Here is a 13,278-nt window from a genome sequence, read left to right as displayed (position 1 = left end):
CCGGTCCGGGACGGAAAACACTGCCAACCCTCTGGATAAGAAAACGAAGGAGCGCCAACATGGCCGCCACTCAGGAAGAGATCGTCGCCGGTCTCGCCGACATCGTGAACGAGATCGCCGGCATCCCGGTTGAGGACGTCCAGCTGGACAAGTCCTTCACCGACGACCTGGACGTCGACTCGCTGTCCATGGTCGAGGTCGTCGTCGCCGCCGAAGAGCGCTTCGACGTCAAGATCCCGGACGACGACGTCAAGAACCTCAAGACGGTCGGCGACGCGACCGACTACATCCTCAAGCACCAGGCCTGAGCCCCTGCTTGGGCCGGACGCTGACCGGCCCCGCCACCCGGCGGTGGCGCCGCTTAATCCTCGTACCGTTGGAGAAAGATTTCCCGTGAGCCCGACCAATCGCACCGTGGTCGTCACCGGTATCGGCGCAACCACACCGCTGGGTGGCGACGCAGCCTCTACCTGGGAGGGTCTGGTCGCCGGCAAGTCCGGCGTCAAGCCCCTCGAGCAGGAGTGGGCCGCCGACCAGGCGGTCCGTATCGCGGCGCCCGTCGCCGTGGAGCCGACCGAGGTGATCCCGCGGCCGCAGGCCCGGCGCCTCGACCGCTCGGCACAGTTCGCGCTGGTCGCCGCCAAGGAGGCGTGGGCCGACGCGGGCTTCGAGGGCAAGGCCGGTGAGGAGGGCTCGGTCGGCGACGTCGACCCGGACCGCCTCGGCGCCGTCATCGCCTCCGGCATCGGCGGTGTGACGACCCTCCTGGACCAGTACGACGTGCTGAAGGAGAAGGGCGTCCGCCGCGTCTCCCCGCACACCGTTCCCATGCTCATGCCGAACGGTCCCTCGGCCAACGTGGGCCTGCTGGTGGGCGCCCGTGCGGGCGTGCACACGCCGGTCTCCGCGTGCGCCTCGGGCGCCGAGGCCATCGGCTACGCCATCGAGATGATCCGCACCGGCCGCGCCGACATCGTCGTCGCCGGTGGCACCGAGGCGGCGATCCACCCGCTGCCCATCGCCGCGTTCGGCAACATGATGGCGATGTCCAAGAACAACGACGACCCGCAGGGCGCCTCGCGTCCCTACGACACCGCCCGGGACGGCTTCGTCCTCGGCGAGGGTGCGGGTGTGGTCGTCCTGGAGTCCGCGGAGCACGCCGCCAGGCGCGGGGCCCGGGTGTACGCCGAGGCGGTCGGCCAGGGCATCTCCGCCGACGCCCACGACATCGTGCAGCCCGAGCCGGAGGGCCGCGGCATCTCGGCCGCCCTCCAGCACCTGCTCGAGAACACCGACCTGAACCCGGCGGAGATCGTGCACGTCAACGCGCACGCCACGTCGACGCCGGCCGGTGACATCGCCGAACTCAAGGCGCTGCGCAAGGTGTTCGGGGACGACGCCGACCACATGGCGGTCTCGGCGACCAAGTCGATGACCGGTCACCTGCTGGGTGGCGCCGGTGGCATCGAGACGGTCGCGACCGTCCTCGCCCTGTACCACCGGGTGGCTCCGCCGACCATCAACGTCGAGAACCTCGACCCGGAGGCGGAGGCCAACGCCGACGTCGTCCGCGGCGAGGCGCGCAAGCTGCCCGTGGAGGGCCGTATCGCCGCGCTGAACGACTCGTTCGGCTTCGGCGGGCACAACGTGGTGCTGGCGTTCCGGACGGTCTGAGAACGCCGTCAGCCGAAATGGGCCCGGTCTCCAGATGGAGGCCGGGCCGCTTTTCGTCTGCGGGTCGGTGGGGGCTGGTCGCGCCGTTCCCCGCGCCCCTGAAGGGGCGCCTTCACACCACCTGGTGCAGCCAGCGGACCGGGGCTCCCTCGCCGGCGTACCGGAACGGCTCCAGCTCGTCGTCCCAGGGCTTGCCGAGGAGCTTGGACAGCTCGGCCTCCAGGTCCGTCTCTCCCCGCTGGGAGCGCGTGAGGGCTGCCCTCAACCTGTCCTCCGGGATCAGGATGTCGCCGTGGATCCCGGTGACCGCGTGGAAGATGCCCAGTTCGGGGGTGCAGCTGTAGCGCTCGCCCTCGGCGGTGGCGCAAGGCTCGGCCGTGACCTCGAAGCGCAGCAGGTGCCAGCCCCGCAGCGCCGACGCGAGCTTGGACGCGGTGCCGACCTCGCCCTTCCAGGAGAACTCCGAGCGCCAGGTGCCGGGCGCGGCGGGCTGCCGGATCCAGTCGAGGTTGACGCGCGTGCCGAGCACCCCGGCGATCGCCCACTCGACGTGCGGGCACAGCGCGCGCGGCGCGGAGTGCACGTACAGAACTCCACGTGTCGTCACCGGGACCTCCGGGCAGAGCGGGACAGGTCTTGCTGGCCGGCACGGCGGCGATGCCGACCGGCCACGTTGAGGGCGAGGCTACCGTGCGGCGGCGCAAGGAGTGTGACGTACCGTCGGTCCCGATGCCCCGAAACGCCCGCCATTCACCCGGCAGGACGCTAGTACGGGTCCCGATCGTTCCCTCGGGGCCGCCGGGAACTCGGGCGCGTTGTTATGAACGGACCACCATTTCACGAGGGGAACACCACGGATGCGCAAGCAGGGCCATCGCTCGCGGGCCGTCGCCGCCGTCCTGACCGCGGCTCTTGTGGGCGTCGCCGGGTGCGACGCCGTGGGCGGCGACTCGGCGGCGCCGACCGCCAGGGCGAAGCCCTCGCCGAAGCCGACGCCCGCCTGGGACAGCAGCCCGGCCTCGCTGGCCGCCGTCGGCGACTCCATCACCCGTGGCTTCGACGCGTGCGGGGTGCTGACGGACTGCCCCGACGTCTCCTGGGCCACCGGGGGCAGCGCGCAGGTCGACTCGCTGGCCGTACGGCTGCTGGGGAAGGCCAGGGCGGCCGAGCGCAGCTGGAACTACGCGGTGTCCGGGTCGCGGATGGCCGATCTGTCCGCGCAGATGTCCCAGGCGGCCTCGCGCGCGCCGGCGCTGGTGACGGTGATGGTGGGTGCCAACGACGCCTGCCGGGACTCCACGGCGGCGATGACCCCGGTGTCCGAGTTCCGGGCCGGGTTCGAGGACGCCCTGAGCGTGCTGCGCCGGAAGGCCCCGAAGGCGCAGGTGTACGTGGCGAGCGTGCCCAACCTCAAGCGGCTGTGGTCCCAGGGGCGGACCAACCCGCTGGGCAAGCAGGTGTGGAAGCTCGGCGTGTGCCCGTCGATGCTGGCCGACGCGGACGCCGTGGACGCGGCGGCGACCGAGCGCCGGGACACCGTGCAGAAGCGGGTGGAGGAGTACAACGCCGTGCTGAAGCAGGTGTGCGCGAAGGACGCGCACTGCCGGTACGACGGGGGCGCGGTGTACGACTACCGCTTCGGCACCGACCAGCTCAGTCACTGGGACTGGTTCCATCCGAGCGTGAACGGCCAGGCACGGCTGGCGGAGATCGCATACCGCAAGGTCAAGGCCGTGACTTAAAGTTCCGCACATGAACGAACTCTTCGCCACGCTTCCCGACGGCACACCGGTCCACCGCTGGACCCTGGAGCGCGCGGGCGTGCGCGTGCGGATCCTGTCCTACGGCGGGATCGTGCAGTCGGTCGAGGTCCCGGACCGGCAGGGGCGGACCGCTGACGTGGTGCTGGGGTTCGCCGATCTGGACGGGTACCTGGAGCACTCCGGTCCCTATCTCGGCGCCTTCGTCGGGCGGTACGCGAACCGGATCGCGGGCGCCCGTTTCGAGCTGGACGGGCGGACGTACGCGCTCGCGGCGAACAACGCTCCCAACTCCCTGCACGGCGGGGAGAACGGCTTCGACAAGCGGGTGTGGGACCTGGAGCCGGCCGGGGAGTTCGGGGTGCGGCTGAGCCGGGTCAGCCCGCACGGCGAGGAGGGCTTCCCGGGCCGTCTCGAGGTCTCCGGGACCTACGCGCTGGACGAGTCGGGCGCGCTGCGGATCTCGTACGAGGCGGTCACCGACGCGCCGACCCTGGTGAACCTGACCAACCACAGCTACTTCAACCTGTCCGGGTCGGGGAACGCGGGCGGGCACGAGCTGCGGATCGACGCCTCGCGGTTCACGCCGGTCGACGCGGACCTGATCCCGACGGGGATCGAGGAGGTCGAGGGCACCCGGTTCGACTTCCGTCAGGCGCGCAAGGTCGGGGCCGGGTACGACCACAACTTCGTGCTCGACAAGGGGCTCACCGAGCAGGCCGTGGAGGTGGCCGAGCTGTACGACCCGGCGTCCGGGCGGGTGCTGACGGTGTCGACCACCGAGCCGGGGCTCCAGCTGTACACCGCGGACCACCTGCCCGAGCCCTTCACGCCCGGCGACGGCATCGCGCTGGAGACCCAGCACTTCCCGGACTCCCCCCACCGCCCGGAGTTCCCGAGCACGGTGCTGCGGCCGGGTGAGGTGTACCGGTCGGAGACGGTGTACGGCTTCGGTACCCGCTGAGCACGAACGAGCCCCGGCCCAGGGGTCAGGTCCCGGGCCGGGGCTGCTTGTGCGGGGGTCGCACCCCCTGATATCAGACGTTAATCGTCGCGGTGACCCGGCGGTCCTCGATCGAGCGTCCCACCTGGATCTCGTACGAACCCTTCACATACGCCCACGACGAGGTCTTCTCGTCCCAGATCTCAAAAGCCCGGCGCGGGATCTCCACGGTGACCTCGACGCTCTCGCCGGGGCCGGCCTCGGCTCCCGCGAACCCGGCGAGCCTGCGGCCCGGGCGCTCGGGGTCGGGCTCGGGCGCCAGGTAGACCTGGACGACCTCGCGGCCCGCGCGGCTGCCGGAGTTGCGCAGCCGGACCCGCACGGTGGCGCCCTGGACCTCGACGGACTCGTAGGTCCAGTCGGTGTAGCCGAGGCCGTGGCCGAACGGGTAGGCCGGGGTGCGGCCCGCCCTCTCCCAGGCCGGGTAGCCGATGAAGACGCCTTCGTCGTAGGGGAGTTCTCCGTTCACCGGGACGACCCGGGTGACCGGGGCGTCGGCCAGGGTGCCCCAGGTGGTGGGGAGCCGGCCGCCGGGCTCGTGGGCGCCGGTGAGGACGTCGGCGAGGGCGGCGCCGCCCTCCTGGCCGGGGAACCAGCCGAGCAGGATCGCGGAGACGTCCGCCCGCCAGGGCAGTTCCACCGGGGAGCCGGAGTTGACGATCACGACGGTGTTCGGGTTGGCGGCGGCGACCGCGCGAACCAGGTCGTCCTGCCGGCCGGGCAGGGTGAGGTCCTTGCGGTCGTAGCCCTCGGACTCGACGCGGTCGGTGGTGGCGACCACGACGACGGCGGTGTCCGCGTGCCGGGCCGCCTCCACGGCCTCGGCGATCAGCTCGTCCGGGTCGCGCCGCGGGTCCAGGTGGGCGAGGGCGAACCCGACGACCTTCATGGGCAGGTCGTCGGGGAGGTCGACGACGTGGGTGAGGGAGACCTCGACCGGCTCGCCCGCGGTCAGTCCGACCTCGGCGCGGGGTTCGGGCGCACCGAAGAAGGAGACGAACGGGTCGTCCTTGTCGGCGCGCTGGACGTCGTCGTAGTGGGTGGTGCCGTCCACGGCCAGCCGGAAGGCGCCGAGCCCCTTGATGCCGAAGGTGTGGGTGCCGGTCTCGCGCGGGGTGAAGGTGCCGGTCAGCTCGACGGTGTGGAGGCGGTCGTGGGTGACGCCCTCGGGGAGGTCCGCACCCATCCACTGGATCTGGCCGTTGGGGGCGGAGCGGGTGCCGAGGACGGTGCCGTCCGCGTCCCGGCAGATCGCCCGGAGGCTGAACCCCTTCTCCGCTACCGCGAGTTCGGTGTTCGGGTCGGCGCCGACGCGGTAGCTCACCGAGCCCTCGGGGAGGGCGGCGGTGAGGCCGTCGAGCGGGGAGACGATCCGGTCCGGGAAGACGGTGGCGGAGCCGCCGCCGAGGATGCGGGCGTCGCGGGCGGCGGCGCCGCTGAGCGCGACGGTGCCCGGCTTCAGCGGCAGCGCGCCCTGGTTGCGGACCAGCACGAAGGAGCGGCGGGCGATCTCGCGGGCCAGGGCCTCGCCGTCGACGGGCGGGGGCAGTTCGGTGACGACGGGCTCGGCGCCCTCAAGGATGCCCACGCGGGCGGCGAGCCGCAGCACGTTGCGTACGGCGGTGTCGACCGTGCTCTCCTCGACCTCGCCGCTGCGTACGGCGCGGGCGAGGGGTTCGCCGTAGACGGTCGCGGGGCCGGGCATGGCGATGTCGAGGCCGCCCTCGATGGCGCCCTTGGTGGAGCGGGCGGCCATCCAGTCGGAGACGTTGCAGCCGTCGAAGCCCCATTCGCCGCGCAGGACTTCGTTGACGAGGTGGTGGTGCTCGGTCATCGTCGTGCCGTTGACCGTGTTGTAGGCGGTCATGATGCCCCACGGGTGGGCGTTCTCCACGATGTGCTCGAAGGGCGCCAGGTACAGCTCGCGCAGGGCGCGTTCGGAGACCAGGTTGTTCACCGTGAAGCGGTCGGTCTCGGCGTCGTTGGCGACGAAGTGCTTTGCGGTGGTGCCGACACCGCCCTCCTGGACGCCGGTGACGTATCCGGCGGCGATCCGGCCGGTGAGGTACGGGTCCTCGCTGTAGGCCTCGAAGTGGCGGCCGCCGAGCGGGGAGCGGTGGAGGTTCACGGTCGGGGCGAGCAGGACGTGGACGCCCTTGCGGCGGGCTTCCTGGGCGAGCAACCGGCCCGCCCTGCGGGCGAGTTCCGGGTCCCAGGCGGCGGCGAGGGCGGTCGGGGAGGGCAGGGCGATCGACGGGTCGTCGGCGCTCCAGCGGACACCGCGGACGCCGATCGGGCCGTCGGACATGACGAGGGAGGGCAGGCCGATCTCCGGCAGCGCGGGCAGGGACCACATGTCCTGGCCGCCCAGGAGCCTGGCCTTGGCGTCGAGGTCCAGGCGGGTCAGGGTCGCCTCCACGGCCGCCTCGCGGGCGTGGTCGGCGGGGGTGGTGGCCTGGTGTCCCTCGGGTGCCGCCATGGCGGTGCCTCCTCGTTGAAGTCCGACCGGTCCTCCCCATCGTGCATCGGCTGCCTGGTGAGCGGTAGGTTTCGTTACCTTGCTGTTATTTTCAGCTCCCGGTGATGTCGTACGGTGACGCCATGAACGCCAGGACCAGAAGCGAGGAGCGCCGGGCCGAGATCGTCCGGGCGGCCCTGGAGGTCATCGCCGAGCGCGGTTACCGGGGCGCGAGCCTGGCCGCGGTGGCCGAACGGGTCGGGCTGACCCAGCAGGGGCTGCTGCACCACTTCCCGACGAAGGACGCGCTGCTGGTGGCGGTGCTGGAGGAGCGGGACCGGTGGGACGCGGTGCCGGCCGGCAGCTGGCGGGTCGACCTGCTCACCTCGCTCGTCGAGTACAACGCGATGCGGCCCGGGATCATCCAGACCTTCTCGGCGCTGCTCGGCGAGAGCGTGACGGAGGGACATCCGGCGCGGGAGTACTTCACCGAGCGCTACACCCGGGTGCGGGAGTCGATGGCGGTGGCACTGCGGGCGGAGTACGGCGAGCGGCTCCCCAACGGCCTGACCCCGGAACGCACCGCGCCGCTGCTGGTGGCCGTGATGGACGGCCTCCAGTACCAGTGGCTGCTGGACCCGGAGTCGGTGGACATGCCGGGGGCGTTCCGGGACTTTCTGCGACTGCTGGGCGAGGAGGCCTGAATCCGCCTGCTACTGGCCCCACTTGAAGGCCAGGGACTTGCTCACCACGACGAGCACGGCGAGCGTGACCGCCCCGCCGGTGTCGCCGGCGGCCAGCAGGGCGAGCGCCCCCGCGCCGAACCACAGCGCCTCGAATCCGACACGGGCCGCGCCGTGCAGGGGGTAGCGCGCCTTCCGCGCCCCGAACAGCGCCCACAGGACGATCAGCAGGGCGGGCGCGGCAAGGCCGAGCAGCCAGGCCAGCGGTGTGGCGACATCCCGGGTGAAGCCCCAGTACGCGGCACCCGCCAGGGCGCCCAGCTCGATGAGGAAGAGAACGCCCAGGTTGGCTGCCTTCATGGCCGCAGTATCACCCGGCGGCCGGTACCGCCGCCACGATTTCGATCTCGACGAGCGCCTCGGGGCGGAACAGCCGGGGCACCTCGAAGGTCATGCTGGTGGGCGGGGTGCCGGTGAGGAACTCCCGTCGTACGGCGCCGTACTGCTCCAGTTCGGAGATGTCGGTGAGGTAGGTGCGGATGTTGACGACGTCGGCCAGGCTCGCCCCGTGCGCGGTCAGCAGTGCGGCCAGGGTCTCGAAGACGCCCCGGGACTGCTCGGCGAGCGTGGCGCCCTCGGCGATCTGCCCGGAGACGAACAACAGGGCGCTGCCGTCGGCCTGTTCGACGCGGGCGACCTGGGAGTAGTAGGGGCTCAGCGGCTGAGGTGCGCCGGCGGGGTTGTCGAGGGTGACCTTCATGGCGTCGACGCTAGGTCCGGGCTTGCGATGCGACAAGCGAATGTCCAGCATGGCTGCCATGCCCGACCCGCATCGCACCGGAGTCCCCGACCTCGCCACCGTCTGGCTGCGGGTCTTCCTGGAGGTGGCCCGGCAGGAGTCGTTCACCGTGGCCGCGCGCACCCTGGGGTGGACGCAGTCGGCGGTGTCCCGGCAGATCTCCTCGCTGGAACAGGCGCTCGGCGGGGGGCCGTTGTTCGACCGGCTGCCGCGGGGCGTGCGGCTGACGGAGGCCGGGCGGGTGCTGATGCCGTACGCCGAGACCGTCACCGGGGCCCTGCACGGGGCCGCCCGTGAGCTGGCCGCGCTTCGTGAAGCGGCGGGCGGGCGGCTGCGGTTCGGGGCCTTCCCGACCGCGGACGCGGCGCTGGTTCCGCTCGCCCTCGGGGTCTTCCGCGACCGCAGTCCTCGGGTGCGGGTGACCCGCGAGGAGGGCCTCACACCGGCCCTGCTGGACCGGCTCGCGGGCGGGCACCTGGATCTCGCGGTCGTGTCGACGACCGGGGGCGCGGCGCTGGAGCCGTACGTCCTCCACCATCTGCTCGACGAGTCGCTGTACGTCGCCGTCCCGGCCGGACATCCGCTGGCCGACGGCGGCCCCGTACGGCTGGGCCGCCTCGCGGACGCCGACTGGATCTCCGGGAGCCCGCGGCCCGAGGGCACGCTGCTGGACGCGGCGCTGCGGCAGGGGTTCCGGCCGCGGATCGCGCATGTCGTGGGCGAGTGGACCGCGAAGCAGGGGTACGTCGCCGCGGGGCTCGGGGTGACGCTGGTTCCGGCGCTCGCGGCGGGGTCGGTCCGGCCGGACGTCGCGCTGGTGCCGGTGCGGGACGAGGAGGCGCCGGCGCGGGCGGTGTACGCGGCAGTGGTGAGGGGACGGTCGCTGTCGCCCGCCGGGGAGGCCTTCGTCGGTGCGATGCGGGAGGCGGCGGTGCGGATTCCTGGTACGTCGCGCCCCATGGCGTAGACCACTTGGGGCAGGCGATACTGCCGTGGTCCCGCACCACTCGCGCCCCACAGCGACGGAAGGACCCGAACTCCCTTGACTTCCCTGCGCGTTCGGATCGGCATGCTCGGACTGGTCCTGCTGGCGGGACCGGTGGTCCCCACAACGGCCGTGGCGGCGGAGGCGGCACCCTCGGCCACGGTGGAGGAGCAGCGCCTGGACAGGCCGGTGCCGCGGGAGATCCTGGAACGGTCCGGGTTCGACGCGGTGACGCGGCACTTCACCCGGGCGCTCGGGGCGGCGCTCTCCTACGCCGAGGCGCGGAAGGTCGTCGTACGGGAGGGGTCCGGGCTGTGGCGGCGGGCCGTCGACCGGGCGCAGGGGCGGGGGCCGGCCGGTGGGGACCTGAGCCGGGACGACGACCGGCCGCTGTACTGGGCGCGGTTGGGGATGACTCGGGAAGTGCGCACCTGGGAGCCGTCGTTCGGGCTGACGGACGCACAACGCACGGCTCTGCTCGGTGAGTTGGAGCGGACCTCGCGGGGGCAGGACGCGGTGCGGTATCCGGCCGGTCAGCGGCTGAAGCGGGCGCTGCGGCCGTACCTGAGGAAGGTGGACCTCTTCACGACCGTGAGTCAGGGGCGGGTGGGGCGGTTCGACGTGGAGCGGACCAACGGGGCCTGGCGGGGCGGGTTCCCGGACAACGAGAACATCGGTGTGACGGGGACGGTGCCGGTCGGCGATCCGGCCTCGCAGCCGCAGTGGACGACGACCACGCTGCCGTACAAGGCGATCGTGGCCGCGGACACCGGGCGGTTCCCCGTCTACGACAACACGAGCGTGACCGAGATCCCGGCGGGCGGGACCGAGGCGGTCGTCCGTCCCGACGGGCCGACCGAGGGGTCCACCGCGCGGGCCGGGGGCGGCGGGAACTACCTCTCCAACGAGATCGCCTACCGGGCCACCCTGCTGCGGGACCGGCTGGGGCTCCACGACGTGCTGCCGGGCGGGCATGTGCACACGCCGGTGCTGGAGTTCGGGGCGGGGAACACCGATCCGGCGACGGGGGCGGTGACGGATCCGGGGTTCGTGCGGAACCGGGTGGACATCATCGCGCAGGTCCGGGCGATCGTGGCGGTGGCGGTGGGGGCGTAGGACGCTCCGGGGGGGGCCGACTACGGGCCGGGAACCGGCTCCTCCTCGTCCTGCGTGTTCTCGTCGCTGTCCTCGTCCCTGTCCTCGTCCCGGTTCTCCTCCCCCAGCAGTTCCCGGGCCATCAGCGTCGCGCCCGCCACCGCTCCCGGCATCAGGAACACCGCGACGAAGGGGACCAGGAAGGACAGGCCCAGGGGGGTGCCGAAGCCCCAGACGAGGGCCTTGCGGGAGCGGAGGAGGGCGAGGCGGGCCCGGAGGTCGATGTCGCGGCGCTGGAGGGCCACCGCCGTGAGTTCCTCGGTGAGGAAGAAGCCCGTGACGAAGAAGCCGAGCACCGGGACCACCGTCTGTCCGGCCACGGGGACGAAGCCGAGGGCGAAGAGGAGGACGGCCCACAGCCCGGCCCGGATCAGGATGCGCAGGCTGTCCCGCGCGGAGATCCACAGCTCGCGCCAGAGCGGGAGGCCGGACTCGGGGGCGGTGCCGTCCGGGGAGACGTCCCGGTCGACCTTCTCGGAGAGGCTCTCGTAGAAGGGCTGGCCGATGAGGAGGGTGACGGCCGTGAAGGTCAGGACGGCGAGGAGGAGCGCCAGGGCGAACAGGAGCACCGCGAGGAAGCCGCGGAACAGGCCCTGCCACGGGCTCGACCAGCCGTCGGCGAAGGGGGTCGCCCAGGACACCATGTCCTCGCCCCAGGTCGCCAGGGACACCAGGGCGCCCAGATAGAGCACCAGGGTGATCAGGCCCGGGATCAGCCCGAAGCCGTACTGCTTGCCGTGCCGGGCCACCCATCGTTGGCCCTTCAGGAGATAGTGGAAGCCCGCCCCGAGATCACGCATGGCCAGAACCCTATCGGGTGCCCGTTCGCACCCGTGCCCCGTCCGGGCGGCAGGGGATGCGCCATCCGGGGCATCCGCGCCACCGACTCCCCCGCGCTGCTGTTGAGTCGAAGAGGTACATCTCGCCGTACCGATCTCAGGAAGCTCCGTAGGAGGTACGCGTGCACATCACGAGCCAGGGGTGTGCGTGGAGCGGTCGTACGCCTCCGGGAACCCGCTGGACGGCGCACGCGAGCAGCGGCCGAAGTTGAGGAGAGCGGATGACGCAGGAGATCCACGGCACCGTCGCGGACGGCTTCGAGGCGGTGCGTGAGGAGTTCGCCGCCTTCGTCGCCGGTGAACGGCCCGACTACGAAGGACAGTTGTGCGCCCATGTGCACGGCAGGCGGGTCGTCGACCTGTGGGCGGGACCGGACGTCCGGCCCGACTCCCTCTACGGCGTGTTCTCGTCGACCAAGGGCGCCGCGCATCTGGTGGTGGCCCTCCTCGTCCAGGAGGGCACGCTGGAGCTGGACCGCAAAGTCACCTACTACTGGCCGGAGTTCGGGGCCGAGGGCAAGGGCCAGCTGACCCTGCGCGACCTGCTGGCGCACCGGGCCGGCGTGGTGGGCATCGACGGCGGTTTCAGCGCGCAGGAACTGGCGGACGACCGGGCGATGGCGGAACGGCTCGCGGACCAGAAGCCGTTCTGGCGCCCCGGCACGGCCTTCGGCTACCACGCGTACGTCATCGGCGCGCTCACCGGAGAGATCGTGCGGCGGGCGACCGGCCGCACCCTCCAGGAGGTGTACGAGGAGCGGATCCGGGCGCCGTACGGGCTGGACTTCCACCTGGGGCTGCCCGCCTCCCTGGAGCCGCGGTTCCGTTCCGTGCAGCCGATGCTGCCGACCCCCGAGCAGCAGGCCCTGCTCGACGCGATGCCGACCGGGCCGTACACCCTGACCGGGATCGCCTCCAACCTCCAGGCGGCGGAACCGACGGAGCTGCTGGACCACGCCAACTCCCGTGCCGTGCGCGCGAAGGGGCCGGCGTCGGCGGGCGGAGTGGCGGCGGCGCGGGGTCTGGCCGGGATGTACGCGGCGGCGATCAGCGAGGTCGCGGACCGTCCGCCACTGCTGAAGCCGGACACCGTCGCGGAGGTGGGCCAGATCCACTCCATCGGCTACGACCTGGTCGCCCGCGCCCACCGGTCCTTCGGCCTCGGCTTCCAGGCCACGGCCGACATGACCCACCCGTTCCTGGGCGCCGGCGCCTTCGGGCACAGCGGCGCCGGCGGCTCGCAGGCCTTCGCCGATCCCCGCAGCGGCCTGGCCTACGGCTACACCCGCCGCCGGATGACGTTCCCGGGAGGGGCGGCGCCGGAGAACCAGCGGCTCGTCAGAGCCGTGCACAAGGCGGCGCTGGCAGCCGGATGACCGTGGGGGCCGCCCTGGGGGCGGCGGCTCCTGCGGCCTCGGCCGCAGACGGCAGGCGCGGGCGGCCGCCCCACGTCCAGGGGTGCCGCCCGCGCCTGGTAGGCCCAACGAGCCTCGTCAGGCGAGGGTCACGGAGATGTTCCCGCGGGTCGCCTTCGAGTACGGGCAGACCTGGTGGGCCTTCTCCAGGAGGGCCCGGGCCGTGGCCGGGTCGGTGTTCGGGATGGTCGCGGAGATCTCGACGATCAGTCCGAAGCCGTCGGCGTTCCTGCCGATGCCGACCTTCGCGGTGACCGTCGAGCCGGAGACGTCGGCCTTCTCCTGACGGGCGACGACACCGAGGGCGCCCTGGAAGCAGGCGCTGTATCCGGCGGCGAACAGCTGCTCGGGGTTGGTGCCGGCACCGCTGCCGCCCATCTCCTTGGGCGGGTTGACGATGACGTCGAGCCTGCCGTCCGCGGTGGCGACCCGGCCGTCACGGCCGTTCTCGGCGGTGGCGACGGCGGTGTACAGGACGTCGGACTGCTGGATTTCCGGCATGCGGGT

At 72.4% G+C, this 13,278-nt stretch carries 14 protein-coding genes; 8 read left to right on the top strand and 6 right to left on the bottom strand.

Features of this window, described 5'->3' with window-relative positions:
• Positions 1–59 precede the first annotated feature (59 nt).
• Both AQJ54_RS09150 and fabF read left to right on the top strand, forming a co-directional pair.
• Positions 60–308, top strand: a complete 249-nt coding sequence (locus AQJ54_RS09150) for an acyl carrier protein (RefSeq protein ID WP_007381745.1) — start codon at positions 60–62, stop codon at positions 306–308.
• Positions 309–393: 85 nt separating this feature from the next.
• On the top strand, positions 394–1,674 hold the full coding sequence (gene fabF / locus AQJ54_RS09145) for a beta-ketoacyl-ACP synthase II (RefSeq protein ID WP_020136443.1): 1,281 nt from the start codon (positions 394–396) through the stop codon (positions 1,672–1,674).
• Positions 1,675–1,786: 112 nt separating this feature from the next.
• Here the strand turns inward: fabF and AQJ54_RS09140 are convergent, their stop codons facing one another.
• Entirely contained in the window at positions 1,787–2,281 is a 495-nt protein-coding gene (locus AQJ54_RS09140; RefSeq protein ID WP_062235821.1) for a DUF3145 domain-containing protein, read from the bottom strand.
• A gap of 250 nt (positions 2,282–2,531) precedes the next feature.
• Between AQJ54_RS09140 and AQJ54_RS09135 the strand changes: the two genes are divergently transcribed.
• Together AQJ54_RS09135 and AQJ54_RS09130 are read left to right on the top strand one after the other, a co-directional pair.
• The gene (locus tag AQJ54_RS09135; protein WP_062235818.1) at positions 2,532–3,416 is read left to right on the top strand and encodes an SGNH/GDSL hydrolase family protein; all 885 of its coding nucleotides are present in this window, start codon (positions 2,532–2,534) and stop codon (positions 3,414–3,416) included.
• Between the two features lie 10 nt (positions 3,417–3,426).
• Entirely contained in the window at positions 3,427–4,398 is a 972-nt protein-coding gene (locus tag AQJ54_RS09130) for an aldose epimerase family protein (RefSeq protein WP_062235816.1), read from the top strand.
• Between the two features lie 73 nt (positions 4,399–4,471).
• On the opposite strand, the gene AQJ54_RS09125 is transcribed toward AQJ54_RS09130, so the two are convergent.
• Complete coding sequence (locus AQJ54_RS09125) at positions 4,472–6,916, bottom strand: glycoside hydrolase family 3 protein (RefSeq protein WP_062235814.1); 2,445 nt, start codon at positions 6,914–6,916, stop codon at positions 4,472–4,474.
• A 104-nt stretch (positions 6,917–7,020) separates the two neighbouring features.
• On the opposite strand from AQJ54_RS09125, the gene AQJ54_RS09120 reads away from it, so the two are divergent.
• Positions 7,021–7,599: a TetR/AcrR family transcriptional regulator gene (locus AQJ54_RS09120; RefSeq protein WP_062027998.1), complete on the top strand. Its 579-nt coding sequence runs from the start codon at positions 7,021–7,023 to the stop codon at positions 7,597–7,599.
• Positions 7,600–7,608: 9 nt separating this feature from the next.
• Here the strand turns inward: AQJ54_RS09120 and AQJ54_RS09115 are convergent, their stop codons facing one another.
• Complete coding sequence (locus AQJ54_RS09115; RefSeq protein ID WP_062027996.1) at positions 7,609–7,938, bottom strand: YrdB family protein; 330 nt, start codon at positions 7,936–7,938, stop codon at positions 7,609–7,611.
• A gap of 10 nt (positions 7,939–7,948) precedes the next feature.
• Positions 7,949–8,338, bottom strand: coding sequence for a RidA family protein (locus AQJ54_RS09110; RefSeq protein ID WP_062027994.1), 390 nt, complete (start codon positions 8,336–8,338; stop codon positions 7,949–7,951).
• A 58-nt stretch (positions 8,339–8,396) separates the two neighbouring features.
• On the opposite strand from AQJ54_RS09110, the gene AQJ54_RS09105 reads away from it, so the two are divergent.
• Positions 8,397–9,344: a LysR family transcriptional regulator gene (locus tag AQJ54_RS09105; RefSeq protein WP_062237067.1), complete on the top strand. Its 948-nt coding sequence runs from the start codon at positions 8,397–8,399 to the stop codon at positions 9,342–9,344.
• 75 nt (positions 9,345–9,419) lie between these two features.
• Entirely contained in the window at positions 9,420–10,478 is a 1,059-nt protein-coding gene (locus AQJ54_RS09100; protein ID WP_062235811.1) for a hypothetical protein, read from the top strand.
• Between the two features lie 20 nt (positions 10,479–10,498).
• Here the strand turns inward: AQJ54_RS09100 and AQJ54_RS09095 are convergent, their stop codons facing one another.
• On the bottom strand, positions 10,499–11,317 hold the full coding sequence (locus AQJ54_RS09095) for an EI24 domain-containing protein (protein ID WP_062027990.1): 819 nt from the start codon (positions 11,315–11,317) through the stop codon (positions 10,499–10,501).
• Positions 11,318–11,577: 260 nt separating this feature from the next.
• On the opposite strand from AQJ54_RS09095, the gene AQJ54_RS09090 reads away from it, so the two are divergent.
• Positions 11,578–12,732, top strand: coding sequence for a serine hydrolase domain-containing protein (locus AQJ54_RS09090; protein ID WP_062235808.1), 1,155 nt, complete (start codon positions 11,578–11,580; stop codon positions 12,730–12,732).
• Positions 12,733–12,849: 117 nt separating this feature from the next.
• On the opposite strand, the gene AQJ54_RS09085 is transcribed toward AQJ54_RS09090, so the two are convergent.
• Complete coding sequence (locus AQJ54_RS09085) at positions 12,850–13,272, bottom strand: organic hydroperoxide resistance protein (protein WP_062027987.1); 423 nt, start codon at positions 13,270–13,272, stop codon at positions 12,850–12,852.
• Positions 13,273–13,278 lie beyond the last annotated feature (6 nt).

Origin of the sequence: Streptomyces griseorubiginosus, assembly GCF_001514195.1 — a bacterium.
GTDB classification, from domain to species: domain Bacteria; phylum Actinomycetota; class Actinomycetes; order Streptomycetales; family Streptomycetaceae; genus Streptomyces; species Streptomyces griseorubiginosus.
The sequence above is the reverse complement of the archived record's forward strand: the minus strand, read 5'-3'. Positions and strand labels throughout refer to the sequence as shown.

What these genes read in the sequence shown, in the direction of transcription:
- AQJ54_RS09110 (WP_062027994.1), bottom strand. Translation starts at nt 8,338, where the DNA reads ATGAAGGTCACCCTCGACAACCCCGCCGGCGCACCTCAGCCGCTGAGC.
- AQJ54_RS09115 (WP_062027996.1), bottom strand. Translation starts at nt 7,938, where the DNA reads ATGAAGGCAGCCAACCTGGGCGTTCTCTTCCTCATCGAGCTGGGCGCC.
- AQJ54_RS09120 (WP_062027998.1), top strand. Translation starts at nt 7,021, where the DNA reads ATGTCGTACGGTGACGCCATGAACGCCAGGACCAGAAGCGAGGAGCGC.
- AQJ54_RS09090 (WP_062235808.1), top strand. Translation starts at nt 11,578, where the DNA reads ATGACGCAGGAGATCCACGGCACCGTCGCGGACGGCTTCGAGGCGGTG.
- AQJ54_RS09085 (WP_062027987.1), bottom strand. Translation starts at nt 13,272, where the DNA reads ATGCCGGAAATCCAGCAGTCCGACGTCCTGTACACCGCCGTCGCCACC.
- AQJ54_RS09095 (WP_062027990.1), bottom strand. Translation starts at nt 11,317, where the DNA reads ATGCGTGATCTCGGGGCGGGCTTCCACTATCTCCTGAAGGGCCAACGA.
- AQJ54_RS09105 (WP_062237067.1), top strand. Translation starts at nt 8,397, where the DNA reads ATGCCCGACCCGCATCGCACCGGAGTCCCCGACCTCGCCACCGTCTGG.
- AQJ54_RS09135 (WP_062235818.1), top strand. Translation starts at nt 2,532, where the DNA reads ATGCGCAAGCAGGGCCATCGCTCGCGGGCCGTCGCCGCCGTCCTGACC.
- AQJ54_RS09125 (WP_062235814.1), bottom strand. Translation starts at nt 6,916, where the DNA reads ATGGCGGCACCCGAGGGACACCAGGCCACCACCCCCGCCGACCACGCC.
- AQJ54_RS09130 (WP_062235816.1), top strand. Translation starts at nt 3,427, where the DNA reads ATGAACGAACTCTTCGCCACGCTTCCCGACGGCACACCGGTCCACCGC.
- AQJ54_RS09150 (WP_007381745.1), top strand. Translation starts at nt 60, where the DNA reads ATGGCCGCCACTCAGGAAGAGATCGTCGCCGGTCTCGCCGACATCGTG.